We start from the raw sequence: 26,763 nt of genomic DNA, 5'->3' as shown, positions 1-26,763 counted from the left end.
TCCGCCCCGGCCTTCCCGCCGGCGCTTCCGCGCGCCCGGCCCTCGCCCTCCTTCTCCTTCGACTTCGCCGCCCCTGGGCGTGACGCGCGGCTGACCGGCCCGCATCGCTCAGGGGGTTCCCCGGGCGACGCGCCCGTATGTCTGAACCACACGGCACCAAGGAACGGCACAGATGGCCAGCAGCCACCCCAGCTTCGGCACGATCGCGGAAGACCGCGTCATCATCTTCGACACCACGCTGCGCGACGGCGAGCAGTCCCCCGGCTTCTCCATGAACCTGGAGGAGAAGCTGCGCATGGCCGAGAGCCTGGCCGAACTCGGCGCGGACGTGCTGGAGGCCGGCTTCCCCATCGCGAGCCCCGGCGACTTCGACAGCGTGCGCTCCATCTCGCAGCGCTTCGAGAAGGACGGGCCGGTGATCTGCGGCCTCGCGCGCTCGGCGGATGCCGACATCATCCGCGCGGCCGAGGCCATCAAGCCCGCCGCGCGCGGGCGCATCCACACCTTCATCTCCACCTCCGAGCTGCACATGCGCGTGAAGCTCCGCATGTCGCCGGAGGACGTGCTGGCGGCCGTGTCGCGCAGCGTGGCGCTCGCGCGCAGCCACACCGCCGATGTCGAGTGGTCGGCCGAGGATGGCAGCCGCACCGATCCCGACTTCCTCTGCCGCTGCGTCGAGGCGGCGATCAAGGCGGGCGCCACCACCATCAACGTGCCGGACACCGTGGGCTACGCCCTGCCGGAGGACATGACCCGCATCTTCTCCATGCTGCGGGAGCGCGTGCCGGGGGCGGATGAGGTGATCTTCTCCACCCATAACCACGACGATCTCGGCCTGGCCGTGGCGAATACCCTGGCCGCCATCCAGGCCGGCGCGCGGCAGGTGGAGTGCACGATCAACGGCATCGGCGAGCGCGCGGGCAATGCCTCCCTGGAGGAGGTGGCGATGGCGCTGCGCACGCGCGGCAACGCCATCGCGCGGCGTACCGGCATCAACACGCCCAACATCCTCCGCACCTCGCGCCTGCTGGCCACCATCACCGGCTTCGACGTGCAGCCGAACAAGGCCATCGTCGGCCGCAACGCCTTCGCGCATGAGAGCGGCATCCACCAGGACGGCGTGCTGAAGGACGCCTCCACCTACGAGATCATGACGCCGGAGAGCGTGGGCTGGACCACCAACTCGCTGGTGCTGGGCAAGCATTCCGGCCGCGCCGCCTTCCGCGACAAGCTGAAGGCCCTGGGCTACGAACTGGGCGACAACGCGCTGAACGACGCCTTCCGCCGCTTCAAGGACCTCGCCGACCGCAAGAAGTCCGTCTACGACGAGGACGTGGTCGCGCTGGTGGACGACGAGGTGGTGCGCCAGCACGACCGGGTGAAGATCACGGCGCTCACCGTCACCTCCGGCCTGAACACGCGCCCCATGGCGTCGCTGAAGCTGGACGTGGATGGCGAGGAGCGCGAGGGCATGGCGGTGGGCGACGGCGCGGTGGACGCGACCTTCAACGCCATCCGCGCGGCATTCCCGCACGAGGTGGCGCTGAAGCTCTATGCCGTGCAGTCCGTCACCGGCGGCACGGACGCCCAGGCCCGCGTGACCGTGCGCTTCGAGGAGCACGGCAAGCTCGTGGACGGGCAGGGGGCCGACACGGACACGATCGTCGCCTCCGCCCGCGCCTATGTGCACGCGCTGAACAAGCTGCTGGTCAAGCGCGAGCGGACGGCGCCGGCCGAGATGGCGCAGCCCGCTGCCTGAGCCGGGCCACCCCGAAGAAGAAAGGGCGCCCCGAGGGGCGCCCTTCGCGTTTCTGCCCGAGACGGGCTCAGCGCCAGGCGGGGCGGCCGAGATTCACGTCGCGCCCGCTGGTCAGCGCGCCGCCGGCGGCACCCGCCGCGCCGCCGATCAGGGCGCCCGTGCCGAGGCTGCCGCCGGTCAGGGCCGAGACGCCCGCGCCGGCGCCGGCGCCGAGCAGGCCGCCGGAAACCGCCCGGTCCCCGGTGCTGTAGCCGCAGGCGCCGAGGCTGAGCCCGGCGAGGGCGAGGAGGGCAAGGCTGGTCTTCCGCATGATGGGTTTCCCTGGGCTTTGTTGACGACTGTCTCAAAAACGCGGCCTGTCGCGCCGGGTTGCGAGACCTTCATCTCCCCCGCCGCCGGTTTCCGGGCTTGAGCGGCCCGGCCCTTGCCGCTAGTCACCCCTCGCCCGGTCCGCCGGCCCCCTCCCACGCCCTTCCGAGGTCTGATTCCCATGTTCTCCCGCCTGTTCGGCTTCCTCTCCGCCGACATGGCCATCGACCTCGGCACGGCGAACACCCTGGTCTATGTGAAGGGCCGGGGCATCGTCCTGGACGAGCCGTCGGTGGTGGCCATCGCCGATATCCGCGGCCGCAAGCAGGTGCTCGCGGTGGGGGAGGAGGCCAAGATGATGCTCGGCCGCACGCCCGGGAACATCGCGGCCATCCGGCCCCTGCGGGACGGCGTGATCGCCGATTTCGAGGCGGCGGAGGAGATGATCAAGCACTTCATCCGCAAGGTTCACAACCGGCGCTCCTTCGCCTCGCCGATGATCATCGTCTGCGTCCCCTCCGGCTCCACGGCCGTCGAGCGCCGGGCGATCCAGGAGAGCGCCGAATCGGCCGGTGCCCGGAAGGTGCTGCTGATCGAGGAGCCCATGGCCGCGGCCATCGGTGCAGGCCTGCCGGTCACGGAGCCTTCCGGCTCCATGATCGTCGATATCGGCGGCGGCACGACGGAGGTGGCCGTCATCTCCCTCGGCGGCATCGTCTATGCCCGCTCGGTCCGCGTCGGCGGGGACAAGATGGACGAGGCCATCATCTCCTACATCCGCCGGCAGTTTAACCTGCTGATCGGCGAGAGCACGGCCGAGCGGATCAAGATGGGGATCGGCGCCGCCGCCCAGCCCGAGGGCGGCGAGGAGGGGCCGATCGCCGAGGTCAAGGGACGCGACCTCATGAACGGCGTCCCGCGGGAGGTCTATGTCTCCCAGCGCCAGATCGCCGAGAGCCTCGCCGAGCCCGTCTCCCAGATCGTGGAGGCGGTCATCGTGGCCCTGGAGAACACCCCGCCGGAGCTGGCCGCCGACATCTCGGACAAGGGCATCGTCCTCACCGGCGGCGGGGCCCTGCTGCACGGGCTGGACGGCGTGCTGCGGGACGCCACCGGCCTTCCCGTGAGCGTGGCCGAGGAGGCCCTCTCCTGCGTGGCGCTCGGCACCGGCCGGGCCCTTGAGGATATGAAGCGCCTTCGCCACGTGCTGTCCTCGATGTACTGATATCGGGGGGACGGAACCGGGCGAGTCCCGATCCGTTTTAACAACCAGAACTTGTGGTGACATCCGCGCGGGCGCGTTCCGGCCCGGGCGGGGCGCGTGGCCGCGGGGTGGAGGGGGGCTGAACGGCATGATTCGTCTGAGCGTCCCGCTCCGGCACGCCCTCGCCCGGCTCTCCGTACCCGTGCTGGTCGCCGCCGCCTTCGGGACGATGCTGCTGGGCAAGGCGGACCCGCCGCTCGTCGAGCGCGGCCGCATGGCGGTGGCCGACCTGCTCGCCCCGATCTACGCCCTGGCGGCGGAGCCCATCGGAGCCCTGCGCGGCGCGGTCTCGGAAGGGGGTACGCTGCTCAACCTCCGCGAGGAGGCCGCGCGGCTGCGCGAGGAGAACGAGCGACTGCACCGCTGGCAGGCCGCCGCCCTCGCGCTCGAATCCGAGAACGCCCTGCTGCGCCGCCAACTCCTCTTCGTGCCGGACCCCGCGCCGCATTTCCGGACGGCCCGCGTGGTCGCCGATGCCGGCGGCACCTATGCCCGCGCCGTGCTCATCGCGACCGGCCCATCCCTCCAGGTGGAGAAGGGGCAGGTGGCGCTGGACGAGCGGGGCCTGGCCGGGCGGGTGACGGAGGTGGGCTCGCGCTCCGCCCGCATCCTCCTGGTGACGGACATGAACAGCCGCATCCCCGTGGTGCTGGAGGGCTCGCGGGCCCGCGCGATGATGGTGGGCACCAACGGCGCCCGGCCGAGGCTCCAGCACTGGCCCTCGGGCATGCAGCCGGGGGAGGGGGACCGGGTGGTCACCTCCGCCGAATCCGCCACCTTCCCCGCGGGGCTGCCCGTGGGCGTGGTGCGGCTGGGCGAGACGGGCTGGCCGGAGGTGGAGCTCTTCGCCCGGCTGGACCGGCTGGACCTGCTGCGGATCTTCGAGTTCGGCCTGGCCGGCATCCTGCCGCCCGAGGCGGTCGTGCGACCGGACCCGGCCGCCCGGCCGCGCCGCTGACCCCGTGGCCCGCCCCGGACGCCCCGCCTCCGCCCCCGGCCCCGTGGCGCGGCTGGATGCGCTGGCCCGCGCCGCGGGGCCGAGCGTGGCCACCGCCTCCTTCATGATCCTGGCCGCGGCCCCGGTGGGCCTCCCCTCGCTGCTGCCGGCCGTCGCCCTGGCCGGGGTGTTCTTCTGGAGCCTCTTCCGCCCGGCCTCCATGCCGGCGCCCGCCGCCTTCGGGCTGGGCTTGCTGCAGGACCTCCTCGGCTTTGCCCCGCTGGGCAGCGGCGTGCTGGTCCTGCTGCTGACCCATGCCGGCGCGCTCAGGGCGCGGCGGGTGCTGGCGCGGAGGTCCTTCCTGCTGGTGTGGCTGGCCTATTGCGGCTTCGCGGCGCTGGCGGTGGGGCTCGGCTACCTCCTCCAGGCGCTGCTGGGCTGGGCCGTGCCGCCGGCCTTCCCCGCCTTCACCCAGCTCGCCCTCACGATCGGCCTCTATCCCCTGCTGGCCTGGCTCATGGCCCGGGCGCATCGCGGGATGCAGCGTGCCGAGGCCCTGGCGTGAGCGCCGCGCGGAAGGAGGAGGCCGCGCGGCGGGGCGTCTTCACCCGACGGGCGCTGGTGCTGGGCGGAATCCAGCTCGGCGCCCTCGGCTTCCTCGCCTACCGGTTGAAGAAGCTCCAGGTGGATGAGGGGGAGCGCTACGCGACCCTGGCCGAGGAGAACCGCATCTCCGCCCGCCTCCTCGCCCCGCCCCGCGGCCGGGTGCTGGACCGGGAGGGGAAGGTGATCGCCGGCAGCCAGTCCAACTGGCGCGCCCTGATCGTGGCCGAGGACGCGCGGGACGTGCCCGCCGTGCTGGAGACCTTCTCCCGCATCGTGCCGCTGACGGAGGCCGAGCGCGGGCGGATCGAGCGCGAGTTGCGCCGCCGCCGCCGCTTCATCCCCGTGACCGTGCGCGAGTTCCTGAGCTGGGAGGAGATGGCGCGGATCGAGATGAACGCGCCGGATCTCCCTGGCATCTCCGTCGATGTCGGCGCCACCCGCGAGTATCCGGAGCGCGAGCACCTCGCCCATATCGTCGGCTACGTCGCGCCCCCCGCCGAGGCCGACATGGGGGAGGACCCGCTGCTGGAGCTGCCCGGCATCCGCGTCGGCCGCGCGGGCGTCGAGCGCTTCCACGACAAGGCGCTGCGCGGCCGCGCGGGCTCCATCCGGCTGGAGGTGAACGCGGTGGGGCGCGTGATCCGCGAGCTGGACCGGCGCGAGGGCCAGCCCGGCCAGGACGTGCAGATCAGCGTGGATGCCGAGCTGCAGCGCACCGTCCGCGCCCGCTGCGAGGAGGGGACGAGCGCGGTGGTGCTGGACGCCCGCACGGGGGAGGTGCTGGCCATGGCCACCCAGCCCTCCTTCGACCCCAACCTCTTCAACGCCGGCGTCTCCGCCGCGCAGTGGCGGGAGTGGACGAGCCGGCGGCAGACCCCGCTCATCAACAAGACGACCAACGGCCTCTACGCCCCCGGCTCCACCTTCAAGATGGTGGTGGCGCTGGCCGCGCTGGAGGCGAAGGTCTGCACGCCAGGGGAGCGCGTCCACTGCCCCGGCCATTACGACCTCGGCGACACGCGCTTCCACTGCCACTCCCGCTACGGCCATGGCAGCCTCGATATGCGGGGGGGCATCAAGCTCTCCTGCGACGTCTATTTCTACGAGATGGCCCGGCGCACGGGGATCGACCGCATCGCGGCCATGGCGCGGCGCCTCGGCCTCGGCGTGGACCTGGAGATCGAGCTGCCGGGCACGCGGCGCGGGCTGGTGCCCACGCGGGAGTGGCGGCAGGCCCAGGGCAAGCCCTGGAACCTCGGCGACACCGTGGTCCACGGCATCGGCCAGGGCTTCTACCAGCTCACCCCGCTCTCCCTCGCCACCATGACGGCGCGGCTGGCCACGGGGCGGGCGGTGCAGCCGCACCTCACCCGCGCGGTCGGCGGGCGGCCCGTGAAGGGCATGCGCCCGGACGACTGGCCCCCTCTCGGCATTCCCGAGCGCGACCTGAAGCTCGTGCGGGAGGCCATGTGGGCCGTGGTGAACGAGGAGGGCGGCACGGCCCGCGGCGCCCGCCTGCCCGGCAACCTGGGCCAGCTCGCGGGCAAGACCGGCACCACCCAGGTCCGCCGCGTCAGCCGTGAGCAGCGCGAGCGGGGCTTCCGGGTGGAATCCATGCCGCGCGAGTGGCGCCCCCACGCGCTCTTCGTCTGCTTCGCGCCCTTCGATAATCCCCAGTTCGCCGTGATGGTGATCGTCGAGCACGGGACCAGCGGCTCGGGCGCCGCCGCCCCGATCGCGCGCGACATCATGGCCGACACCATCAACCGCTTCCGCCAGCCCGTGACCGCGCCGCCCGCCCGGGTGGCCGAGGCCGCGCCGGGGACCGCCCGCCCATGATCCTGCCGGATAACCGGACCTATGAGCGCCGCCTGCTCATGCGGGGTTACAGCTTCGGCGTGCTGGAGAAGCTCTGGGCCATCCCCTGGCTCTTCGTGCTCCTTCTCTGCGCCGTGGCGGGGGTGGGCTATGTCGCCCTCCTCTCCGCCGGCGAGGGGGTGGCGGAGGCCTATGCCTCGAAGCACGCGCTGCGATTCGGCTTCGGGCTGGTGCTGATGCTCTCCCTCTCCCTCGTGGACATCCGGGTGATCGCGCGGCTGGCCTGGCCCGCATACGCGGTCGGGGTGGGGCTGCTCGTGCTCGTGCTGCTGCACGGCAATGTGGGGAAGGGGGCCCAGCGCTGGATCGATATCGGTCCGGTCCAGCTCCAGCCCTCGGAGTTGATGAAGATCCTGCTCGTCCTCGCCCTGGCCTCTTGGTTCCGGCGCGCGAGCTGGGAGCGGATGGGCAACCCGCTCTTCCTCATCCCGCCCGCGCTCGCGGTGCTGGTGCCGGTGGCGCTCATCCTGAAGCAGCCGAATCTTGGCACGGCGCTCATCACCGCCACCATCGGGGCGGCGATGTTCTGGGCGGCCGGCGTGCGGTTGTGGAAGTTCGCCATCCTCTTCGCCGGCGTCGGCCTCGCGGCCCCCATCGCCTACGAGCGTCTGCACGACTACCAGCGCGCCCGAATCACCACCTTCCTCGACCCCGAGAGCGATCCGCTGGGGGCGGGCTACAACATCATCCAGTCCAAGATCGCCCTCGGCTCCGGCGGGCTCTGGGGGAAGGGGTTCCTGCAGGGCACGCAGGGGCACCTGAACTTCCTGCCGGAGAAGCAGACGGACTTCATCTTCACCATGGTCGCCGAGGAGTTCGGGCTGGTCGGCGCCCTGGGCACGCTCGCCCTGCTGGCCCTGGTCATCGTCTTCGCCCTGCTCACCGCGCTCCGCTGCCGCCACGGCTTCGGGCGGCTCCTGGCGCTCGGCCTCGGGATGAACTTCTTCCTCTACGTCTTCGTGAACATCGCCATGGTGACGGGCAGCATCCCCGTGGGCGGGGTTCCGCTGCCCCTCATCAGCCATGGCGGCTCGGCCGTGCTGACGGTGATGCTCGGCTTCGGGCTGCTGGGCAGCGTCCATGTCCACCGGGACGTGGAATTCGCCGCCTCCCATGATTAGGTGGCGGATAGGGGGTTGACCTCTGCGAGGGATCGGATAGAAGCCGCCTCCCGGGCCGAACGGACAATGCGAGGCCCGGCGAATGGTGCGATGGGCGCATAGCTCAGTTGGTAGAGCAGCTGACTCTTAATCAGCGGGTCCTAGGTTCGAGCCCTAGTGCGCCCACCATCGCTCCAGTAAATCAGCTTTTCCCAGGGCTATCTGCGGTGTGGCCTCCGGGGTCGCAGACCGCTATCGGACCTGCTCGGCATGAAGCCTGGGCGTCCCGTTCTTCTTCCGCCTTATCCCCCCCAATTCGGAACTGCTTCGGCTGACCAGGGAGCGTGGCTGGGCTTCAGCATGGCCCGCTCCAATGGCCGGTGGTGCGGGACGAAAATCGCTGGTTCGGCTAGCCCGGGCGGTGGACGCAACGCTTCGCCAGCGTTCGAAGAGGCTGAGTGGGAAATCAACGAAGCGTATCGGCCGATCAGGGGTTCATGACCTCTACTCGATCACCATTAAGAGAGGTTATTCGCGCATTACGAAACTCTAAAATCTTTTTTAGACAATACACGTTCTATTCCCAGCAAGTTTCACCTGGGTCCGACGCGATGAGCAAAAACAGCAACTTCGACTGGAATGAACTCGACACCGATGTCGTCGTGGAGCGCCGTGGCTTTCGGGCGGAAGCCTGGGGGTGGAGAATCACCAACAACGGTCATACCGTGGACGGGTGTGAGCGGGGCTACCGCTGTGCCGAAGATGCCTATGCAGCCGCGCATACCTATCTGAAGCACCTGCGTGCCACATCGGCTCCGGTGAAGCGCAGCCCCAAGCCGGAGGTTCGCCCGGAGAAGCAGGGTCTGCCCGAGGTTCCGGCGAAGAAGCGTGTTCACCAGCGTCGGATCATCCCGGGCTGGACCCGGGGACCCCGTTCGGAGAAGTCGGAAGCGGTGGTGGAAGCTCCTCGCTCCTATCCCGCATGGCATCCATGGGCTGCATCACAGCAGGCCGGCACTCTCTAGGGCCGGATCGTGGTGGAGGAGCAACCCTCGGATCGCTCCTCCCCCGACCCGGCGAAATCCCGTCACCCCGCGGGTGTCGGCGCCCCTTCCGGCAGCACGCCCTCCCTCTTCAACTCCGTCCAGAAGCCGGCCGGGACGGGCTGGTTCATCAGCGCCACGTTCTGCCGGACCCTCTCCGGGTTCTTGGTCCCCGGAATGACCGAGGCGACCACGGGATGCGCCGCGCAGAACTGCAGCGCGGCCGCGCGGAGATCGACGCCGTGCCGCTCCGCGATGGCGGCCAGCCGGTCCCGCGCCGCCACCCTCTCGGGGGAGGCCTCCTGGTACTCGAAGGTCTTGCCGCCCGCGATGAGCCCGGAATTGTAGGGGCCGCCCACGACGACATGCACGCCCCGCCCGGCGCAGCGGGGGAACAGCACCTCCAGGGCGGGCTGGTTCAGCAGGCTGTAGCGCCCGGCGAGCAGGAACACGTCGGGGTCCGCCCGCTCGAGCGAAAGCACGCAGGGCTCCACCCGGTTCACGCCGAGGCCCCAGGCGCGGATCACGCCCTCCTCCCGCAGCCGCGTCAGCGCGACGGCGGCGCCCTTCATCGCGGTGTCGAACACCTCCATCCAGTGCTCGCCATGCGCGTCCTCCGCGCAGTCATGGATGTAGGCGACGTCGATGCGCGCGAGGCCGAGGCGCTGGAGGCTGTCCTCGATCGAGCGGCGCACGCCGTCCGCGGTGTAGTCGTAGTCCACGCGGAAGGGCAGGCCGGCGACGAAGGGGCCGTGCTTCCCGCCCTTGCTCGCATCCGCCCGCAGCAGGCGGCCGACCTTGGTGGAGAGCACGAACTCGTCGCGCGGCTTGTTACGCAGGAACTCGCCGAAGCGGTGCTCGGAGATGCCGGGGCCGTATTCCGGGGCAGTGTCGAAGTAGCGGATCCCGACATCCCAAGCAGCGGCGAGGGTCGCGGCGGCATCGGCGTCCGACACCACCTCGAACATGTTGCCGAGCGGGGCGCCGCCGAAGCCGAGCGGACCGGGCGGGGCGTAATGGGGGCCTTGGGCCATGGGGGTACCTCTGTGCTGAGCTCCCTAAGCGCGCCGCAGCCCCTCCCGTTCCATTCGTCCCCGAACCGGCCCGGCGCTCAGCCTGCCCGCTCAGCCTTGGCGGGGGAGCTGCTGCTCCACCATCGTCGCCCACCAGGAGGCGCCGAGCGGCAGGACCGCGTCGTTGAAGTCGTAGCGGGGATGGTGGACCTGCGGGTCGGCCGGGGAACGCCCGGCGCCGAGCATGAGATAGGCGCCCCGCTTGGCGTTCAGCATGAAGGAGAAGTCCTCGCCGCCCGTGGTGGGCTTCTCCAGCTCCACCACCCGCGCCTCCCCGGCGACCGCGCGCGCGGCCTCGGCGGCCAGGGCCGTGCTGCTCCCCTCGTTGATGGTGGCGGGGTACATGCGGTCGAAATGCACCTCGGCCTGGGCGCCGAAAGCCAGGGCGATGCCGGAGGCGAGGGACTTCACCTTCGTCTCCAGCACGTCGCCCACCTCCGGCAGGAACCAGCGGGCGGTGCCGCGCAGGTTCACCACCTCGGGGATGACGTTGAAGGCCATGCCGCCCTCGATCTTGCCGATGGTGATGACCGCGCCCTCCACCGGCTCCACGTTGCGGGCCACGACGGATTGCAGCGCGGTGACGATCTGCGCCGCGATCACGATGGGGTCCACGCCCTGGTGCGGCATGGCGCCGTGCGCGCCCTTGCCGGTGACGGTGATGCGGATGTCCGCCACCGCCGCCATCACCGGGCCGACGCGCCAGAGGAAGACGCCCTCCGGCGCGCCGGGCCAGTTGTGCAGCCCGTAGACGCGGTCCATCGGGAAGCGCTCGAACAGCCCCTCCTGCACCATCACCTCGCCGCCGCCGCCCATCTCCTCGGCGGGCTGGAAGATCATGTAGGCCGTGCCGGAGAAGTTCCGCGTCTCGGCCAGGTAGCGCGCGGCGCCGAGCAGCATGGCCGTGTGCCCGTCATGCCCGCAGGCATGCATGATGCCGGGGGTGAGGGAGGCGTGGGGCACGCCCGATTCCTCGTGGATGGGCAGGGCGTCCATGTCGGCGCGCAGGCCGATCGCGCCGCCCTCGCCATGGCCCTTGATGACGCCCACCACGCCCGTCGTGGCGATGCCCGTGATCACCTCGTCGCAGCCGAACTCGCGCAGCTTCTCCGCGACGATGCGGCTGGTGCGGACCTCCTGGAAGTTCAGCTCGGGATGCTGGTGGAAGTCGCGGCGCCAGGCCGTCATCTCGTCGTGGAAGTCGGCGATGCGGTTGATGATGGGCATGCGGTCCTCAGTGAAGGGGAGGGAGTTGGCCGATCCTGGGCGCGGAAGGGCGCGGCGTGAAGCCCGCCAGTCCCGCCCGTGGTCAGTCGGGCGCGCCGAAGGTGCGGGAGAGGCCCTCTTCCAGCGGAATGGGCTCCACCCCGAGGAGGGCGCGCATGGGGCCGATGTCGAAGGCCTTGTCCTCCGTGAGCCGCCGCAGCTCGGCGGCGCGGATCCGGGGCAGGCGCGGCACGAGGCGCAGCAGCGGCGCGGCGGCGACCAGCGGGGCGAGGGGGAGGGGCACCACCCGCGGCGGCCTGAACCCGGCGGCGCGGCAGACGGCGCGCAGGAAGTCGGCGTAGCGCAGGGGCTCGGGCCCCGCGATCACCACGGCCTGCGGCGCCGCCCAGTCCCGCCGCAGCGCGGCGATGACGCAGCGCGCGACATCGGACTGGTGGATCGGCTGGACCAGCGCCCGCCCCCCGCCGGGAAGCGGCGCGAGCGGCAGGCGCCGGAGCAGGGCGGCGAGGCGCTGCACGTTGTCCTCCCCCTGAGCGCCGTAAATCATCGTGGGGTGCAGGATGGCCCCCGGCCGGCCGCTCTCCAGCAGCGCCGCCTCCCCCTGCCGGACCCCGTCCCCGTGGCCGTCCCGCCAGCGGGAGAAGCGGCGGGTGCTGCCCATCAGCACGACCGGCGCCTCCGGCGGCGCGGCGGCGAGGATGGCCGCGGCATAGCGCGCATGGGCGGCGGAGGCGATGCGGCCGGCGCCGAGGAGGGCGGCGCGCAGGGCGGCGGGGTCGCGCAGGTCGGCCAGGGCCGGTTCGCCGGGCAGGCCGGTCGCGGCCCAGCGCGCGGCGTTCCGCACCACCGGGCGGAAGGGGATGCCCTCCGCCAGCAGCGCGCGGCAGAGCGCGGCGCCGGAGCGTCCTGAGGCGCCGATGACGGCGATCGGTGCGGTCATCGGCAGGTGCCCCAGCCTCCCCGGTCCAGGTGGAAATGGTCGCGATGCGCGGCGTTGTACTCCGGCCCGAGGACGGTGCCGAAGACCCGGCACGCCGCCCCCCGCACCGCGCGCAGGAAACTGCCCGAGGGCGCGGGGGCGGTCCAGTCGCGCGGCAGCGCGACGGCGCGCCCGTCCGCCAGGGTGAAGCCCGCGACGTCCAGCGCGTCCGCCGTGGCGTGGCGGCTGCGGGGCGCGCGCTCCTGGTGGTAGATGTTGCGGCAGTTATAGGCGCCGAGGTGGCGCACCCCCGTCACCCGCTGCCCGAACTCATCGCGGGCGGCGGGCTGGAGCCCGTGGCGCTCGAAGATCGCCCAGGCAGCGGCGAAGGGGCAGTTCACCACCGGAAGGTTCGGACTGAAGCGCAGCTCGCTCGGCAGGCGCACGGGGTCCTCGATGCCGCAGCCGTCCCGCAGGGGCTGGGGCGTGAGCTGCTGGAGAGGGATGCCCGAGAGGGCGAAGGAGGCCGCGCAGAGCCCGGGATCGCGCGCCATGCGGGACAGCTTGTACCGCGTGAGCAGCCCGGGCGGCTCACGCAGGTCGAGCGGCGTGCGGGGATCCCAGGCCGGGGGAAGGACGACGGCGCGCGGCAGCAGGACGATCAGCAGCACGAGCAGCGGGAGCAGCAGGAGGGGGAGCCAGCGGCGCATCCACCCCCAGATAGGGGCAAATCCCGAGGGCGGGCAGGGGTCTCCGGGGCTGTGGTATCATGATACCACAATCTTTTCCTTGACGCGGCGCGCCTCCCGGGCGATAGGGCGCGCCGCATTTCTGATTGAACACACGGATCATGCTGCAAACCCAGACCCGCTCGATCAAGCCGGCCGAGGTCCAGAAGGACTGGATCCTGATCGACGCCGATGGCCTCGTCCTCGGCCGTCTCGCCGCGCTCGTCGCGAACCGCCTGCGCGGCAAGCACAAGACCACCTTCACCCCGCATGTCGATTGCGGCGACCACGTGGTCATCATCAACGCCCGCCGCGTCCGCCTGACCGGCAACAAGGCCGAGCAGTCGGTCTTCTACTGGCACACCGGCTATCCCGGCGGCATCAAGGGGCGCACCGTCCGCGAGGGTCTCGAGGGCCGCTTCCCCGAGCGGGTCGTCGAGAAGGCCGTGGAGCGCATGATCACGCGCAACAATCTCGGCCGCCAGCAGATGCGCAACCTGCACGTCTATGCCGGCGCCGAGCATCCGCATGCCGGCCAGTCCCCGAAGCCGCTGGATGTCGGCGCGCTGAACCGCAAGAACATCGCCGCCGCGAAGAAGGCCGCCTGATTATGAGCGAGCAGACCACCGCCACCTCGCTGGCCGACCTGAAGACCCTCGTCGCCGGCACCCCCGCCTCCCCCGAGACGCCCGCCGCGGCCCGCGAGCCGAAGAAGGACGCCTTCGGCCGCGCCTACGCCACGGGCCGCCGCAAGAACGCGATCGCCCGCGTGTGGATCAAGCCGGGCAAGGGCACGGTCGAGATCAACGGCAAGCCGGCCGCGAAGTACTTCGCCCGCCCGGTGCTGCGCATGCTGATCGCCCAGCCCTTCCTGGTGGCCGACCGCTACCAGCAGTTCGACGTGATGTGCACGGTGACCGGCGGCGGCCTCTCCGGCCAGGCCGGCGCGGTACGCCACGGCCTGTCCCGCGCGCTGACCAACTTCGAGCCGGGCCTGCGCCCGATCCTCAAGAAGGCCGGCTTCCTGACCCGCGACCCCCGCGTGGTCGAGCGCAAGAAGTACGGCAAGCCGAAGGCCCGACGCTCCTTCCAGTTCAGCAAGCGCTGACGCTGGCGGGCCGGCGTTCGCGCCGGTCCGTTCGACAGGACCGATATCAGGAGGGGCGGCCCGCAGGGGCCGCCCCTCTTGCGTTTCCGCCCCCCTCATCCCCTACTTCCAGTCCCGAGGAGAGCCAGATGGCACAAGGCAGCACCCCGAGCGTCTTCATCGACGGCGAGTCCGGCACGACCGGCCTCCAGATCATCGAGCGTCTCCAGGGCCGCGCCGACATCGCCCTGCGCTCCCTGCCGCCCGAGCGCCGGAAGGACCCGGAGGCCAAGCGCGAGATCTTCGCCGAGGTGGACGCCGTGGTGCTCTGCCTGCCCGACGACGCCGCGAAGGAGGCGACCGCCCTCGCCACGAGCCTCGGCGCGCGGGCCCCGAAGCTGCTGGACGCCTCCACCGCCCATCGCGTGAACCCCGACTGGGTCTATGGCGTGCCGGAGCTGGCGCCGGGCCAGGCCGCGCGGATCGCGGCTTCCCCGCGCGTGGCCAATCCCGGCTGCTACCCCACCGGCGGCATCCTGCTGCTGCGGCCCCTGGTCGAGGCCGGGCTCCTGCCGACCGACTATCCCGTCACCGTCAACGCCGTCTCCGGCTATTCCGGCGGGGGCAAGGCGATGATCGCCGCCTATGAGGGGGAGGGCGCCCCGCCCTTCGAGCTCTACGGCCTCGGGCTTGAGCACAAGCACCTGCCGGAGCTGCAGCACTATTCCCGCCTCACGCGCCGCCCGATCTTCGTGCCGAGCGTCGGCGACTTCCGCCAGGGCATGCTCGTCTCCATCCCGCTGCATCTCGACCTCATGAGCGCGGCGCACAGCCCCGCCATGCTCCACGACGCCCTGGCGAGCTACTACGAGGGCTCCGAATTCGTCCGCGTCCTCCCGCCCGAGCCGGGCGGCAAGATGGAGCCGGAGGCGCTGAACAACACCAACTTCGTCGAGCTGCGCGTCTTCGGGAACGAGCGGCGCGGGCAGGCCGTGCTGGTCGCGCGGCTGGACAACCTGGGCAAGGGCGCCTCGGGGGCTGCGGTGCAGAACCTGGAGCTGATGCTCGGCCTCGGCGCTTCCAGCCGCATGGGGAAGGCCGCGTGAGCGGCCCCCTCTTCCCCTTCAAGGGGCGCTGGCCCGCGATCCACGAGCGCGCCTTCGTGGCGCCCAGCGCCTCCGTCATCGGCGACGTGACGCTCGAGGAGGATGCGAGCGTCTGGTACGGCTGCGTGCTGCGCGGGGACACGAACTTCATCCGCATCGGCGCCCGCAGCAACGTGCAGGACGGCACGATCATCCACGTCAACGCGGGCACCATGCCGGCTGTGATCGGGGCGGATGTCACCATCGGCCATGCCTGCATCATCCATGCCTGCACGCTGAAGGACCGCGCCTTCGTCGGCATGGGGGCCACGGTGCTGGACAAGGCGGTGATCGAGGAGGGCGGGATGCTCGGCGCGGGCGGGCTGCTCGCCCCGGGCAAGGTGATCGGGCCGAACGAGCTGTGGCTCGGCGCGCCCGCGCGCCTGGCCCGCGTCATGTCGGCCGAGGAGCGCGCCGGCTGGGACAAGACCGCGCCCCATTACGTCGAGCTGGCGAGGGAGCACCGCGCCAGCCTCTAGGAGCACGCCCCCCCATGCGCGCCGCCCCCGCCGCCCTTCTCCTGGCCCTCGCCGGCTGCTCCGTGCCGGCGACGGAGGCGCTGCCCGTGCCGCCGCTGGCCGGGCTGGGCAACCGCGCGCCCGGCTACAACGCGATCCAGGGGGCGGCCGAGGCCTTCTCCTCCCCCTCCGCCCTAGCCGGCCGACCGGACCTGGCCGCGGTCGCCGTCAGCCGGCTGGAATGGGAGACGGTCGCGGTCGGGGCCGACCGCAGCTTCTTCACCTTCAGCACCATCACCCCGCCGGCCCTCAGCGCCGCCCGCTGGGAGGTACGGCGGGCGCTGGGTATCGCCGGGGACGCTCCGCCCCCGGCCGTGATCGCTGCGATGGAGGCGGCTGCCCCGGCCCTCGCGCGGGGTGACCGCGCCGCCGCGGCCGCGGCCCTTCCGCCGTCCCTCTTCGCGCCGGACATCATCGACCGCCTGTCGAGCATGCCCTACCTTCCCCAGGCCAATCTCGCGACACGGAAGGCGCAGGCGGACCTCGAGTTCGGGCGCGACGAGGATCGCGAGTTCCCGTGAGGCGGCGCGCGCGGCATGGTGCGTCCCCATGCTACCGGAATCCGCGATGACGCGCCGCCGCGCCCTCCTCCTCTCCGCCCTGCTGCCGCTCGCCGCCTGCGCCGAGCTGAGCCGGCCGAACCTGCCCCAGCCTGCCCCGCCCGGCCTGCTGCCGCCGGGCGTCGATCCCGGGCGCGCCGCCATCGCCGCGCTCGCCCAGGACCTGCGGGGCGCGAATGGCGGCATACCCGGCGACCCCGCCCGTGTCGCGCGGGCCGCCGCACTGCTGGAGTGGCTGGCGGTGGAGCTGGTGTCCAACCCGCGCTGGGCGCCCGTGCCGGGGGATGCGCGGGCCGGGATCGGCCTCGCCCGCGACGAGATGCGGGGCGCGCTGGGCGCGGACCCGCTCGCGGCCTCCCCGCGCATGATCGCCGCCCTGGCCTCCGCCTACCGCGCCCTTTCCGCGGGCAATCGCAGCCTCGCCGCGGCCTCCTTCCCCCGCGCCCTGTTTCCCCGGGGAGGGGAGGCGGTGCTCGCCCGCCTCGCGGATCCCGGGCCGCTGCCCCAGGGCGAGATCGCGTCCGGCGCCCTGGCCGACCGCGTGCGCGCGCTCGACGAGACGAATGGCTGGGCCGCCGACTTCGGCACGCCGATCCCGCCCGAGCGGGGCGGGCGCGGCTCGCTGCCCTTCGGGATCTAGGGCGGCCGGGGCTCAGTCCCCGGCCATCACCTTGACGTAGCTGCCGGGCGCGTCCTCCAGCGCGGGCAGGCCGCCGGCGCCGGGCACGCGCGCGGGCACGGTGCTGCGGTCCTGCGCCGTGATCCAGCGCTGCCAGTCCGGCCACCAGGAGCCGGCGAACTCGGTCGCCTGCTCGAACCAGGCGGCAGGGTCTGTCGGCGCGTCCACCGTCGCGACCCAGTGGCTGTACTTCCCGCTGTCCGGCGGGTTCACCACCCCCGCGATATGGCCCGAGGCCGCGAGGACGAAGCGCACGGGGCCGGAGAAGATCTGGGTCGCGCGGTAGCTGCTCTTCCACGGCGCGATGTGGTCCTCGCGCGTAGCGAGGATGTAGGTCGGCAGCTTGATGTCGCGGAGGTCCAGCGCCTCGCCGTCCAGCACCACGGCGCCGGGCTTCACGAGGTCGTTCTGCTGGTACATCCGGCGGAGATAGAAGCTGTGCATCTTCGCCGGCATGCGCGTGGAATCGCCGTTCCAGAACAGCAGGTCGAAGGGAAAGGGCTCCTGGCCGAGCAGGTAGTTCTGCACGACGAAGGACCAGATGAGGTCGTTGGCGCGCAGCATGTTGAAGGTGTCCGCCATCTCGGACCCCTCGAGGAAGCCGCGCTGGCTCATCTTCAGCTCCAGCGCCTGGAGCTGCTCCTCGTCGATGAAGACGCCCAGCTCGCCCGCCTCCTCAAAGTCGAGCATGGTCGTGAAGAAGGTGGCCGAGGCGATGCGGTCGTCGCCCCGCCTGGCCATATGCGCGAGGGTGGAGGCCAGCAGCGTGCCGCCGAGACAGTAGCCGATGGCGTTCACCTGACGCTCGCCGGTCGCCTTCTCGATGGCCTCCAGCGCTTCGTAGGGGCCGAGGCGCATGTAGTCGTCGAAGCCCATCTCGGCCAGCGTCTCGTCCGGGTTCACCCAGGAGCAGACGAAGACCGTGTGTCCCTGGGAGACGGCCCAGCGCACGAAGGAGTTCTTCGGGCGGAGGTCGAGGATGTAGAACTTGTTGATCCAGGGCGGCAGGATCAGCAGCGGGCGCTTCAGCGCCGTCTCCGTCGTCGGGCTGTACTGGATCAGCTCCATCAGCGCGTTGCGGTAGACCACCTTGCCCGGGGTGACGGCGATGTTCTCCCCGATGGTGAACTTGCTCTCGTCCGTCATGTGGATGCGCAGCTTGCCGTGGCCGCGCTCGAGATCGGCGAGCAGGTTGGACAGGCCCTTCAGCAGGTTCTCGCCGCCCGTCTCGGCGGTCTTGCGCAGCACCTCGGGATTGGTGAGCCAGAAGTTGGTCGGGCTCATCGCGTCCACGAACTGGCGGGTATAGAAGTCCACCTTCTGCGCCGTCTTCGGTGTCAGCCCCTCCGCCCCGTGCACCACGTTGGTGAAGTAGCGGGAGGAGAGGAGGTAGGACTGCTTGATGAAGTCGAAGACCTCGTTCTCGCGCCAGGCATCGTCCTTGAAGCGCTTGTCGCCGCGGCGCTCGGCGATCACGGGCTCGGGCTGGCCGCCCATCATGCGGCGCGCCGTGTTCTGCCAGAGCGTGAGATAGTCCTGCCAGAAGCCGATCTGCGCCTGCATCAGCCGCGCGGGATTGGCCATCAGCCGCGTCGTCATCTCCAGGAAGGCGCCGCCGATATTCAGCGGGTCCGGGTTGGGCGGCGCGTCCGCCTTGCCCTGGCGGCGGAGGAACTCGGCCACGATGCGCTGCCCGCGCTCGGCCACGTCCGCCATGGTGCGGCTGACGAGGTTCGGGTCGGGCAGGCGGAAGGCAGGCTCGGCGGCGGTGGCGACGGGCGCGGGAGGGGAGGGCGATGCGGCGCGCGGCGCGGCGGCGGCTCCAGCCTCGGGCGGGGAGGCCTTGGGCGCGGCGGGGGAGGGGGGCGGCACGGGCACCGGCGCGGCCGCCACGGGGGCAGGCGCCGGCTGCTCCCGCACGGGAGCGGGGGGCGGCGGCGCTTCCGGCGCGTGGTCCGGGGCGGGGGAGGAAGCGGCGATGGCCATGGCGAACTGCGAGACCGCGGGCTCCGCCGCGCGCGGCTTCCGGCCGGGCGGCTGGGCGCGGACCATCGGCGCTGCCTGCTCCAGCGGGGCCGCGTGGGCGGCGAGCGGCCGGGCCTTGCCCCTCGGCTTGCGGGGGGCCGGCGGGCTGCCTTCCGAGGGGCCCCCAAGGGCCGCCGCCCCGGCCTGGGCCACCTCTGCCGGGCTGCGGCCGCCTCTCCGTTTCTCGCTCATTCCGCGCTCTCTCCCTGAAGGCCGCCCGCGGGCCGGCGCTCCCGGCCTCTTCACCGGCTATCGCCGCTCGCCATTCTGCGGCAAACCCCTCCGGAGAGGAGCGTGCGATGCGAGAGCAGGCGGTGCCGTCCCGGCCCGATTTCGTCCGGTACGAGAAAGCTAGGGACCGCGGGAGGGCGAAGCAAGGACGCCACCCCCGGTTGATGGTCGCCATTCTCGCCCCGTTGGCGCTGGGCGGCTGTGTCGGCTCGCCGGGTGAGGGGCCCTTCGAGTTCTACCGCCAGATCTCGGGCAAGGCGCTGGAGGGGCGCCCCCTCCCCCCGGGGATGGACCGCGACAGCCCGAATCTCGGCAGCGTGCCGCAGCGGCCTGACCGGGGGCCGGCCAGCGCGCGGGCTGACCTATCCGCCCTGCTCGCGGCCAACCGCGCGGCCTCGGCCGCCCCGCCCCGCCCCGGCGCCCCGGTCCCCGAGCGCCCGGCGACCGAGGGGCTGGCCGCCGTGCCTGCCGCCCCGCCCGCGCCGCCGCGCCTGGCCACCGCCCCACCCGTGGGCACCGGCCCCGCGACGCTGCTTGTGCCCGGTACGGAGGCGCCGACCATCGGGGAGAGCGCCCCGGCCGCCCCGCCGCCCGAGATGAGCGTGCCCGCGCCGCCCGATCTCGCCGCGCCGCCCAGCTTTCCGCCGATCGCGCCTCGCGGCCTCTGACCGCCGCCGCTATCCTGTCACGCAGATAACGCCGAGCACCCGGACCATGACCGAAGAGTTCCACCGCATCCGCCGCCTCCCGCCCTATGTCTTCGCGGAGGTCAACGCCGCCAAGGCCAAGGCGCGCGCGGCCGCAGAGGACGTGGTCGATCTCGGCATGGGCAACCCGGACAGCCCGACGCCGCCGCATATCGTGGCCAAGCTGGTCGAGGCGGTGCAGGACCCCCGCACGCACCGCTACTCCGCCTCCAAGGGCATCCCCGGCCTGCGCCGGGCCCACGCGAACTACTACGCCCGCCGCTTCGGGGTGAAGCTCGACCCGGAAACGGAGGTGATCGCGACGCTGGGCTCGAAGGAGGGGCTGGCGAACCTCGCCCAGGCCATCGCCTCGCCGGGTGACACGATCCTCGTGCCCAACCCCTCCTATCCCATCCACCAGTTCGGCTTCCTCATCGCCGGTGCGAGCGTGCGGAGCATTCCCTACACGCCGGATGACGACATGCTGCGCGCGATCGACCGCGCGGTGCGCCACTCCGTGCCCAAGCCCACGGCGGTGATCGTCAACTTCCCCTCGAACCCGACGGCGCTGGTCGCGGGCATCGAGTTCTACCGCGAGCTCGTGGCCTTCTGCCGCCGCCACGAGATCTACATCCTCTCCGACCTCGCCTATGCCGAGCTCTACTACGGCACCACGCCGCCCCCCTCCGTGCTGGAGGTCGAGGGCGCGAAGGAGGTGACGGTGGAGTTCACCTCCATGTCCAAGACCTACAACATGCCGGGCTGGCGCATGGGCTTCGCGGTGGGCAACCCGAAGCTGATCGCGGCGCTGACGCGGGTGAAGTCCTATCTCGACTACGGCGCCTTCACCCCAATCCAGGTCGCGGCCACCGCCGCGCTGAACGGGCCGCAGGACTGCATCGCGGAGATGCGTGCCCTCTACAAGGACCGCCGCGACGTGCTGGTGAAAGGGCTGCGCGGCGCGGGCTGGGACGTCCCCTCGCCCGAGGCCTCCATGTTCATCTGGGCGCCGATCCCCGAGCGCTTCCGCCATCTCGGCAGCGTCGAGTTCTCCAAGCTGCTGCTGGCCCGCGCGAAGGTGGCGGTGGCGCCCGGCATCGGCTTCGGCGAGCACGGGGACGACCATGTCCGCATCGCCCTCGTCGAGAACACGCACCGCATTCGCCAGGCGCTGCGCGGCATCAAGACCTTCCTCCAGGGAGACAATGCCGCGCCCGCCATCGAGGAGCAGCCGAAAGTGGACGCCGTCCGCGCATGACCCGTCCTCTTGCTGTCGGCGTCGCCGGCCTCGGCACGGTGGGGGCGGGCGTGCTCGGCCTGCTGCGCCAGAACGCGGAGATCGTGGGAGCCCGCGCCGGGCGCCGCATCGCCGTCACCGCCGTCTCCTCGCGCGACCGCACGCGCGACCGCGGCATCTCCCTCGACGGGCTGCGCTGGTATGACGACCCCGTGGCGCTGGCCAACGACCCCGGTATCGACGTGGTGGTGGAAACCATCGGCGGTAGCGAGGGGCCGGCGCGCGCGCTGATGCAGGCGGCGCTGGCCGCCGGCAAGCCCGTGGTCACCGCCAACAAGGCGCTGCTGGCCATCCACGGCGCCGAGCTCGCCGAACTGGCCGCGCGGTCGAACGCGCCGCTCGCCTTCGAGGCGGCGGTGGCCGGCGGCATACCCGCCATCAAGGCCATCCGCGAGGGGCTGGCCGGCAACCGCATCACGCGCGTGACCGGCATCCTCAACGGCACTTGCAACTACATCCTGACCCAGATGCGCGAGCGCGGGCGGGAGTTCGCCGAGGCGCTGAGCGAGGCGCAGAAGCTCGGCTATGCCGAGGCCGACCCGACCTTCGACGTGGACGGGATCGACGCCGCGCACAAGCTCGCCATCCTCGCCGCGCTCGCCTTCGGCCGCCCGGTGGATTTCGATGCCGTGCATGTGGAGGGCATCCGCGCCGTCTCCGCGCTCGATATCAGGCTGGCGGAGGAGCTGGGCTACCGCATCAAGCTGCTCGGCATCGCCTCCTGCTCCGAGGCCGGGGTGGAGACACGGGTGCATCCCTGCATGGTGCCCGTCGCCCATCCTATCGCGACCGTGGACGGCGTGTTCAACGCCGTGGTGGCGGAGGGCGACCATGTCGGCCGCGTCGTGCTCGTCGGGCGCGGCGCGGGTGCCGGGCCGACGGCCTCGGCCGTGGTGTCCGACCTCATCGACATCGCGCGCGGGCGCCACACCCCCGTCTGGGGCGCGGAGTCCTTCTCCGCCCTGCCCTCGGTCGGCATGGAGCGGCACAGCGGCGCCTATTACCTCCGCCTGATGGTGGTGGATCGCCCCGGCGTGATCGCTGACGTGACGGGCGCGCTGCGCGATGCCGGGATCAGCCTCGAATCCATGCTCCAGCGCGGCCGCGCGCCGGGGGAGGCGGTGCCCGTCGTCCTCACCACCCATGAATCGCGCGAGGTCGCGATGCGCGAGGCCATCGCGCGGATCGCGGCGCTCGACGCCGTGCTTGAACCCCCCGCCCTCATCCGGATCGAGACCCCATGACCAACGCCATCAATCCCAGCCTGCCGCTGCAGAGCGACCGCAACCTGGCCATGGAGCTGGTGCGCGTGACGGAGGCGGCGGCGCTCGCCTCCTCCCGCTGGATCGGGCGCGGGGACAAGAACAGCGCGGACGGCGCCGCGGTGGACGCGATGCGCCGCGCCTTCGACAGCGTCGCCATCACCGGCACCGTGGTGATCGGCGAGGGCGAGATGGACGAGGCGCCGATGCTCTACATCGGCGAGAAGGTCGGCGCGGGCGGCCCCGAGGTGGACATCGCGGTGGACCCGCTGGAGGGCACCTCGATTTGCGCACGCGGCATGCCGAACGCGATCGCGACCCTGGCCGTGGCGGAGAAGGGCGGCTTCCTGCACGCGCCCGACATCTACATGGACAAGATCGCGGTCGGCCCGGGCCTGCCCGAGGGCGTCGTGCATATCGACGCCACCCCGCAGGAGAACCTGCGCGAGCTGGCCCGCGCGAAGAAGACGGAGATCGGCGACCTCGTCGTCTGCACGCTGGACCGCGACCGCCACAAGGACATCATCCGCGCCTGCCGCGAGGCCGGGGCGCGCATCATGCTGATCCCCGACGGCGACGTCGCGGGCGTCGTCGCCTGCTCCCAGGAGGAGGCGGGGGTGGACATGTATCTCGGCTGGGGCGGCGCGCCCGAGGGCGTGCTGGCCGCGGCCGCGCTGCGCTGCATCGGCGGCCAGATGCAGGGCCGGCTGATCTACGAGGACGAGTCCCAGCGCGAGCGCGCGAAGTCCATGGGCATCGCCGATCCCGACCGCATCTTCAACGTGGAGGACATGGCGCGGGGCGACGTGATGTTCTCCGCCACCGGCGTGACCACCGGCGCCATGCTGCGCGGCGTGCGCCGCACGGCGACCGGCGCCACCACCCACTCGATCGTCATGCGCAGCAAGACCGGTACGGTGCGCTACATCGAGGGGCACCACAACTTCACCATCAAGCCGAATACCTTCATTGCCTGAGGGAAGCCTCATGGAGGCGCCCGGCGCCGTCCTCGGCGTCGAGCGCAGCGCGACGGGCCGGCGCTGGGTCTGGCGCGGTGCGGACGATCGCACGGCGCTGGCCATCGCGCAGCGCCTGGAGGTGCCGGAGATCGTCGGGCGGCTCCTCGCCGCGCGCGGCATCGGGGTGGAGGCGGCGGCGGACTTCCTGGAACCGCGGCTCCGCGCCCTGATGCCCGACCCCTCCTGCCTGCGCGACATGGACCTCGCGGCCGAGCGCCTGGCCCGCGCCGTGCGCGCGGGCGAGCCGGTCGTCGTCTTCGCCGACTATGACGCGGACGGTGCCTGCGCCGGCGCGCTGATGCTGCGCGTGCTGCGCGACCTCGGCGTGCCCGCCACGCATTACGTGCCCGACCGCATCAAGGAGGGCTACGGCCCCAACGCCCCCGCCATCGCCGCGCTCTGCGATGCGGGCGCCGGACTCATCGTCTGCGTCGATTGCGGCATCTCCGCCCATGCGGCGCTGGAGGCGGCGCGCGGCCGGGCGGATGTGGTCGTGCTCGACCACCACAAGGCCGAGGGGCCGCCGCCCGCCATCCTCGCCACCGTCAACCCGAACCGGCTGGACTGCGACTCCGGCCTGCGGACCCTCTGTGCCGCCGCGGTGTGCTTCATGGCCGCCGTGGCGCTGCACCGCGTGCTTCGCAAGACGGGCTTCTTCGAGGGGCGGGCCGAGCCGCCGCTGCTCGACCTTCTCGACCTCGTCGCCACGGCCACCGTCTGCGACGTGATGCCGCTCACCGGCCTCAACCGCGCCCTCGTCTCCCAGGGGCTGCGGGTCATGGCCCGGCGCGGGCGGCCCGGCATCGCCGCGCTGCTGGATGTGGCGGGGGTGAAGGACGTGCCCTCCTCCCACTCCCTCGGCTTCGGCCTCGGCCCGCGCCTGAACGCCTCCGGCCGGATCGGGGAGAGCGACCTCGCCCTCCGCCTGCTGCTGGAGGCCGACCCGCTGGAGGCACGCGCCATCGCTGAGCGGCTCGACACCACCAACCGCCGCCGCCAGGAGGTGGAGGCGGAGGTGATGGGTACGGCGCTGAGCATGGCCGAGAGAGGGGTGGCCGCGGGCGACCCCGTCCTCCTGATCCTCGGCGAGGGCTGGCACCCCGGCGTGGTCGGCATCGTCGCCGGCCGGGTGAAGGAGAAGTTCAACCGCCCGGCGCTGGTGGCGGGCGTGTCGGACGGCATGGCCAAGGGATCCGGCCGCTCGGTCCCCGGGCTGGACCTGGGCTCCGCCATCATCGCGGCCCGCCAGGCGGGGCTGCTGGTGACCGGGGGCGGGCACGCCATGGCGGCCGGCTTCAGCTTCCGGGCCGAGCGGCAGGCCGAGGTCCACGCCTTCCTGAACGAGCGCCTGGCCGCCGCCGCCGACCTCCCCGGCGCCGCCGCGCTGGTGGTGGAGGGCACGCTCTCCGTCGCCGCGGCGAACACGGCGCTGGCCGGGCAGGTCGGCCGGCTGGCGCCTTTCGGCACGGGGAACGAGGAGCCCGTCTTCGCCATCCGCCACGCGCGCGTCGCGCGCGCCGACCGGGTGGGGAAGGAGGGGGCGACCATCCGGCTCTTCCTGGAAGGGGAGGGGGGCGGGCGGCTGAAGGCCGTGTGCTTCCGCGCCAAGGACGGCCCGCTGGCCGAGCTGCTGCTGGGCGCGCGGGGCACGCCGCTGCATCTCTGCGGCACGCTGCGCGCCGAGAGCTGGAACGGCGAGGTCTCCACCTCCCTCCATGTGCAGGACGCGGCGCGGGCCTGACCTTCGGCGGGTTGCCCCGGGCCGCTCGTCGCTCTAACCCCTCCCGGAGCCGCCCGGAGAGCCCCGGCGGCGGTGCCCCACGACCGGTCCCGCGGAGCCCCCATGCTGCCCAGCCGCTTCCTCGTCGCCGCCCTCCTCCTCGCCGGCTGCGGCAACGACTACTCGGCCAACACCTACGCGATAAAGGCCGTGCAGCAGGCGAACCCGGTACAGCAGGGCGTCATCATCGGCGCGCGCGAGGTGGCCATCGTCTCCGACGGGGCCGCGGGCGCGGCGGTGGGGGGAGCGGCGGGCGGGATCATCGGCTCGGCGACCCCTGGCAGCGGCCTCACCTCCGCCCTGGCCGGGGTCGGCGGCGGGCTCGTCGGCGGGCTGTTCGGCTCGGCAACGGAGCGGATCGTGAACGACAACCGCGGTACGGAGTACATCGTCCGCAAGACGAATGGCGAGCTGGTGAACGTCACCCAGCGGGACGTGCCGCCCCTGCCCCTGGGGCAGAAGGTACTGGTCATCGCGGGCGCCCAGGCGCGGATCGTGCCGGACTACACCGTGCCCAACCTGGCGGCGGCGCCTCCCCCGGGCCAAGCGCCCTCCCCGATGCAGTCGCCCGTCCGCGCCGATCCGCCACCCGCGACCAGCACGGCCCAGCCGCCCGCGGCACCGCCGGTCTCCACCGCGCCAGCCAGCGCGGACGCGCCGGCTTCCCCGCGCGCCCCCCTCGTGCCGCCCGAGGCGCCTCTCGCCCTCTGACGGGCGCTGGACGGCGGGCCTCGGGCGTTGTAGTGACCGCTCCGCCCCTGCCGCGAGCGGGGGGAGGCCTGTCCCGTTCGTCTAGAGGCCTAGGACGCGGCCCTTTCAAGGCTGCAACACGGGTTCGAATCCCGTACGGGACGCCATTCCTTGTTGGTTTTGTTGTGGTTTTCTTGGATCGATCAGCGCAACCCCACAATCACCCCCACAATCGATCCTAACCGTGTGCTGAAGGTGATGGTTCCGTTTTACTTGATTGCTGCTCCGTCGCCGATTGAGATTGTGGTCGAGCGCCGAAGGCCTGGCTCAGCCGGCTGGGGCTGGCGCCTTGTACGGGACGAAGAGACCTGCAGGACTGGCCCAGGCGGCTACCGGAGCGCACAGGACGCTTACGAGGCGGCTGAGGCGGAACTAGGGAGAAGGCGTCGGTCGGGATGAGTGTTTAGGGACGGGCGAACTTGGCCGGCGGTTATTGCGGGCTGATGTCCCGGCTCTTTTTCACCGCCTCCTGCGACGTCCGACTGCGATTTCGTTCGCTGAGGCTCCGGCCGGTTACGAGCTCGTATAGGCGGTCTAAAGGAAGCGCCCGCCCAGCCTTCAGCGACTTCTCCGACACTACAGGGCCTGCTGTCACTGTCGGGTGGTCAAGGTGGGAATCGATCAGGCTGCACGGGATGTACACGCCGCAGATCCCTTTCCAGCCATCAAGCTCGGTTCCAGGCATCGAGATCTGAAACAAGGTGCCGTCCGCATTCCCATGCACGACGGCACCACGGTACTCGAAGCTGGAGCCGTGAGCCTGGAGGGCAGAAGAGCCGGATGCTACTTCGGCCGCGCCAATCCCGCTGTTTCGCGAGAACCGAGTTTCGTCAGCAGTTCGCAAGTTATTCAACCCTCAATGGCGAACGTGGCGCATCATA

The 26,763-nt window shown here is 72.0% G+C and carries 25 protein-coding genes and 2 tRNA genes; 21 read left to right on the top strand and 6 right to left on the bottom strand.

Annotated features, from left to right (window positions below; genetic code table 11):
- Positions 1-172: 172 nt before the first annotated feature.
- On the top strand, positions 173-1,759 hold the full coding sequence (locus FHS87_RS17815) for a 2-isopropylmalate synthase (RefSeq protein ID WP_184520746.1): 1,587 nt from the start codon (positions 173-175) through the stop codon (positions 1,757-1,759).
- A gap of 67 nt (positions 1,760-1,826) precedes the next feature.
- Here the strand turns inward: FHS87_RS17815 and FHS87_RS17810 are convergent, their stop codons facing one another.
- A complete protein-coding gene (locus tag FHS87_RS17810) occupies positions 1,827-2,069 on the bottom strand; it encodes a hypothetical protein (RefSeq protein WP_184520745.1) in 243 nt (80 codons plus the stop codon).
- A 180-nt stretch (positions 2,070-2,249) separates the two neighbouring features.
- Between FHS87_RS17810 and FHS87_RS17805 the strand changes: the two genes are divergently transcribed.
- From FHS87_RS17805 to FHS87_RS17775, 7 genes are all read left to right on the top strand, one after another.
- Positions 2,250-3,293 (top strand): rod shape-determining protein, encoded by a 1,044-nt coding sequence (locus tag FHS87_RS17805; protein WP_184520744.1) that lies wholly within the window; start codon positions 2,250-2,252, stop codon positions 3,291-3,293.
- Positions 3,294-3,420: 127 nt separating this feature from the next.
- Complete coding sequence (gene mreC / locus FHS87_RS17800) at positions 3,421-4,290, top strand: rod shape-determining protein MreC (RefSeq protein WP_184520743.1); 870 nt, start codon at positions 3,421-3,423, stop codon at positions 4,288-4,290.
- 4 nt (positions 4,291-4,294) lie between these two features.
- Positions 4,295-4,834: a rod shape-determining protein MreD gene (mreD, locus tag FHS87_RS17795; RefSeq protein ID WP_184520742.1), complete on the top strand. Its 540-nt coding sequence runs from the start codon at positions 4,295-4,297 to the stop codon at positions 4,832-4,834.
- The gene (gene mrdA / locus FHS87_RS17790) at positions 4,831-6,714 is read left to right on the top strand and encodes a penicillin-binding protein 2 (RefSeq protein WP_184520741.1); all 1,884 of its coding nucleotides are present in this window, start codon (positions 4,831-4,833) and stop codon (positions 6,712-6,714) included. Before mreD ends, mrdA begins: the two co-directional genes overlap by 4 nt.
- Positions 6,711-7,874: a rod shape-determining protein RodA gene (gene rodA / locus FHS87_RS17785; RefSeq protein ID WP_184520740.1), complete on the top strand. Its 1,164-nt coding sequence runs from the start codon at positions 6,711-6,713 to the stop codon at positions 7,872-7,874. The genes mrdA and rodA overlap by 4 nt, the downstream gene beginning before the upstream one ends.
- Positions 7,875-7,966: 92 nt before the next feature.
- Positions 7,967-8,042: transfer RNA gene (locus FHS87_RS17780), tRNA-Lys, on the top strand.
- A 422-nt stretch (positions 8,043-8,464) separates the two neighbouring features.
- Positions 8,465-8,878 carry a hypothetical protein gene (locus FHS87_RS17775; RefSeq protein WP_184520739.1) on the top strand — a complete coding sequence of 138 codons (414 nt, stop codon included), beginning with the start codon at positions 8,465-8,467 and terminating at the stop codon, positions 8,876-8,878.
- Positions 8,879-8,940: 62 nt separating this feature from the next.
- On the opposite strand, the gene FHS87_RS17770 is transcribed toward FHS87_RS17775, so the two are convergent.
- The 4 genes from FHS87_RS17770 to FHS87_RS17755 all read right to left on the bottom strand — a co-directional run bounded on the left by FHS87_RS17770 (position 8,941) and on the right by FHS87_RS17755 (position 12,825).
- Positions 8,941-9,930 (bottom strand): aldo/keto reductase, encoded by a 990-nt coding sequence (locus FHS87_RS17770; protein ID WP_184520738.1) that lies wholly within the window; start codon positions 9,928-9,930, stop codon positions 8,941-8,943.
- Between the two features lie 90 nt (positions 9,931-10,020).
- The gene (locus FHS87_RS17765; RefSeq protein WP_184520737.1) at positions 10,021-11,196 is read right to left on the bottom strand and encodes a M20 aminoacylase family protein; all 1,176 of its coding nucleotides are present in this window, start codon (positions 11,194-11,196) and stop codon (positions 10,021-10,023) included.
- Between the two features lie 82 nt (positions 11,197-11,278).
- Positions 11,279-12,136, bottom strand: a complete 858-nt coding sequence (locus tag FHS87_RS17760) for an NAD(P)H-binding protein (protein WP_184520736.1) — start codon at positions 12,134-12,136, stop codon at positions 11,279-11,281.
- On the bottom strand, positions 12,133-12,825 hold the full coding sequence (locus FHS87_RS17755; RefSeq protein ID WP_184520735.1) for an extensin-like domain-containing protein: 693 nt from the start codon (positions 12,823-12,825) through the stop codon (positions 12,133-12,135). Before FHS87_RS17755 ends, FHS87_RS17760 begins: the two co-directional genes overlap by 4 nt.
- 140 nt (positions 12,826-12,965) lie before the next feature.
- Between FHS87_RS17755 and rplM the strand changes: the two genes are divergently transcribed.
- The 6 genes from rplM to FHS87_RS17725 all read left to right on the top strand — a co-directional run bounded on the left by rplM (position 12,966) and on the right by FHS87_RS17725 (position 16,793).
- Positions 12,966-13,451, top strand: coding sequence for a 50S ribosomal protein L13 (gene rplM, locus FHS87_RS17750; RefSeq protein WP_184520734.1), 486 nt, complete (start codon positions 12,966-12,968; stop codon positions 13,449-13,451).
- A 2-nt stretch (positions 13,452-13,453) separates the two neighbouring features.
- The gene (rpsI, locus tag FHS87_RS17745) at positions 13,454-13,951 is read left to right on the top strand and encodes a 30S ribosomal protein S9 (protein ID WP_184520733.1); all 498 of its coding nucleotides are present in this window, start codon (positions 13,454-13,456) and stop codon (positions 13,949-13,951) included.
- Between the two features lie 128 nt (positions 13,952-14,079).
- A complete protein-coding gene (gene argC / locus FHS87_RS17740; protein WP_184520732.1) occupies positions 14,080-15,036 on the top strand; it encodes an N-acetyl-gamma-glutamyl-phosphate reductase in 957 nt (318 codons plus the stop codon).
- Positions 15,033-15,554, top strand: coding sequence for a gamma carbonic anhydrase family protein (locus FHS87_RS17735; protein ID WP_184520731.1), 522 nt, complete (start codon positions 15,033-15,035; stop codon positions 15,552-15,554). Before argC ends, FHS87_RS17735 begins: the two co-directional genes overlap by 4 nt.
- Before the next feature lie 14 nt (positions 15,555-15,568).
- The gene (locus FHS87_RS17730) at positions 15,569-16,114 is read left to right on the top strand and encodes a hypothetical protein (RefSeq protein WP_184520730.1); all 546 of its coding nucleotides are present in this window, start codon (positions 15,569-15,571) and stop codon (positions 16,112-16,114) included.
- A 46-nt stretch (positions 16,115-16,160) separates the two neighbouring features.
- Positions 16,161-16,793 (top strand): hypothetical protein, encoded by a 633-nt coding sequence (locus FHS87_RS17725; RefSeq protein ID WP_184520729.1) that lies wholly within the window; start codon positions 16,161-16,163, stop codon positions 16,791-16,793.
- Positions 16,794-16,805: 12 nt separating this feature from the next.
- Here the strand turns inward: FHS87_RS17725 and FHS87_RS17720 are convergent, their stop codons facing one another.
- A complete protein-coding gene (locus tag FHS87_RS17720; protein WP_456306620.1) occupies positions 16,806-19,049 on the bottom strand; it encodes a PHA/PHB synthase family protein in 2,244 nt (747 codons plus the stop codon).
- 203 nt (positions 19,050-19,252) lie between these two features.
- Between FHS87_RS17720 and FHS87_RS17715 the strand changes: the two genes are divergently transcribed.
- The 7 genes from FHS87_RS17715 to FHS87_RS17685 all read left to right on the top strand — a co-directional run bounded on the left by FHS87_RS17715 (position 19,253) and on the right by FHS87_RS17685 (position 25,989).
- Positions 19,253-19,756, top strand: coding sequence for a hypothetical protein (locus tag FHS87_RS17715; RefSeq protein ID WP_184520728.1), 504 nt, complete (start codon positions 19,253-19,255; stop codon positions 19,754-19,756).
- A gap of 46 nt (positions 19,757-19,802) precedes the next feature.
- Positions 19,803-21,032, top strand: a complete 1,230-nt coding sequence (locus tag FHS87_RS17710) for an LL-diaminopimelate aminotransferase (RefSeq protein ID WP_184520727.1) — start codon at positions 19,803-19,805, stop codon at positions 21,030-21,032.
- Entirely contained in the window at positions 21,029-22,315 is a 1,287-nt protein-coding gene (locus FHS87_RS17705; RefSeq protein ID WP_184520726.1) for a homoserine dehydrogenase, read from the top strand. The genes FHS87_RS17710 and FHS87_RS17705 overlap by 4 nt, the downstream gene beginning before the upstream one ends.
- Positions 22,312-23,310 (top strand): class II fructose-bisphosphatase, encoded by a 999-nt coding sequence (gene glpX, locus FHS87_RS17700; protein WP_184520725.1) that lies wholly within the window; start codon positions 22,312-22,314, stop codon positions 23,308-23,310. Before FHS87_RS17705 ends, glpX begins: the two co-directional genes overlap by 4 nt.
- Positions 23,311-23,320: 10 nt before the next feature.
- On the top strand, positions 23,321-25,093 hold the full coding sequence (gene recJ / locus FHS87_RS17695) for a single-stranded-DNA-specific exonuclease RecJ (RefSeq protein ID WP_184520724.1): 1,773 nt from the start codon (positions 23,321-23,323) through the stop codon (positions 25,091-25,093).
- 102 nt (positions 25,094-25,195) lie between these two features.
- Complete coding sequence (locus FHS87_RS17690; RefSeq protein ID WP_184520723.1) at positions 25,196-25,843, top strand: hypothetical protein; 648 nt, start codon at positions 25,196-25,198, stop codon at positions 25,841-25,843.
- A 70-nt stretch (positions 25,844-25,913) separates the two neighbouring features.
- A tRNA-Glu gene (locus FHS87_RS17685) sits at positions 25,914-25,989 on the top strand.
- Positions 25,990-26,763 lie beyond the last annotated feature (774 nt).

Origin of the sequence: Muricoccus pecuniae, assembly GCF_014199205.1 — a bacterium.
GTDB lineage: Bacteria > Pseudomonadota > Alphaproteobacteria > Acetobacterales > Acetobacteraceae > Roseomonas > Roseomonas pecuniae.
This window is presented reverse-complemented; position numbering and strand designations above follow the sequence as displayed.

Bases quoted from the DNA above. Each gene is read 5' to 3' on its own strand.
- FHS87_RS17770 (WP_184520738.1), bottom strand. From the start codon at position 9,930: ATGGCCCAAGGCCCCCATTACGCCCCGCCCGGTCCGCTCGGCTTCGGC.
- FHS87_RS17705 (WP_184520726.1), top strand. From the start codon at position 21,029: ATGACCCGTCCTCTTGCTGTCGGCGTCGCCGGCCTCGGCACGGTGGGG.
- FHS87_RS17725 (WP_184520729.1), top strand. From the start codon at position 16,161: ATGACGCGCCGCCGCGCCCTCCTCCTCTCCGCCCTGCTGCCGCTCGCC.
- FHS87_RS17775 (WP_184520739.1), top strand. From the start codon at position 8,465: ATGAGCAAAAACAGCAACTTCGACTGGAATGAACTCGACACCGATGTC.
- rodA (WP_184520740.1), top strand. From the start codon at position 6,711: ATGATCCTGCCGGATAACCGGACCTATGAGCGCCGCCTGCTCATGCGG.
- FHS87_RS17690 (WP_184520723.1), top strand. From the start codon at position 25,196: ATGCTGCCCAGCCGCTTCCTCGTCGCCGCCCTCCTCCTCGCCGGCTGC.
- FHS87_RS17730 (WP_184520730.1), top strand. From the start codon at position 15,569: ATGCGCGCCGCCCCCGCCGCCCTTCTCCTGGCCCTCGCCGGCTGCTCC.
- FHS87_RS17710 (WP_184520727.1), top strand. From the start codon at position 19,803: ATGACCGAAGAGTTCCACCGCATCCGCCGCCTCCCGCCCTATGTCTTC.
- argC (WP_184520732.1), top strand. From the start codon at position 14,080: ATGGCACAAGGCAGCACCCCGAGCGTCTTCATCGACGGCGAGTCCGGC.
- FHS87_RS17815 (WP_184520746.1), top strand. From the start codon at position 173: ATGGCCAGCAGCCACCCCAGCTTCGGCACGATCGCGGAAGACCGCGTC.
- FHS87_RS17805 (WP_184520744.1), top strand. From the start codon at position 2,250: ATGTTCTCCCGCCTGTTCGGCTTCCTCTCCGCCGACATGGCCATCGAC.
- FHS87_RS17720 (WP_456306620.1), bottom strand. From the start codon at position 19,049: ATGAGCGAGAAACGGAGAGGCGGCCGCAGCCCGGCAGAGGTGGCCCAG.
- FHS87_RS17760 (WP_184520736.1), bottom strand. From the start codon at position 12,136: ATGACCGCACCGATCGCCGTCATCGGCGCCTCAGGACGCTCCGGCGCC.
- recJ (WP_184520724.1), top strand. From the start codon at position 23,321: ATGGAGGCGCCCGGCGCCGTCCTCGGCGTCGAGCGCAGCGCGACGGGC.
- FHS87_RS17765 (WP_184520737.1), bottom strand. From the start codon at position 11,196: ATGCCCATCATCAACCGCATCGCCGACTTCCACGACGAGATGACGGCC.
- FHS87_RS17715 (WP_184520728.1), top strand. From the start codon at position 19,253: ATGGTCGCCATTCTCGCCCCGTTGGCGCTGGGCGGCTGTGTCGGCTCG.
- FHS87_RS17810 (WP_184520745.1), bottom strand. From the start codon at position 2,069: ATGCGGAAGACCAGCCTTGCCCTCCTCGCCCTCGCCGGGCTCAGCCTC.
- rpsI (WP_184520733.1), top strand. From the start codon at position 13,454: ATGAGCGAGCAGACCACCGCCACCTCGCTGGCCGACCTGAAGACCCTC.
- glpX (WP_184520725.1), top strand. From the start codon at position 22,312: ATGACCAACGCCATCAATCCCAGCCTGCCGCTGCAGAGCGACCGCAAC.
- mreC (WP_184520743.1), top strand. From the start codon at position 3,421: ATGATTCGTCTGAGCGTCCCGCTCCGGCACGCCCTCGCCCGGCTCTCC.
- rplM (WP_184520734.1), top strand. From the start codon at position 12,966: ATGCTGCAAACCCAGACCCGCTCGATCAAGCCGGCCGAGGTCCAGAAG.
- FHS87_RS17755 (WP_184520735.1), bottom strand. From the start codon at position 12,825: ATGCGCCGCTGGCTCCCCCTCCTGCTGCTCCCGCTGCTCGTGCTGCTG.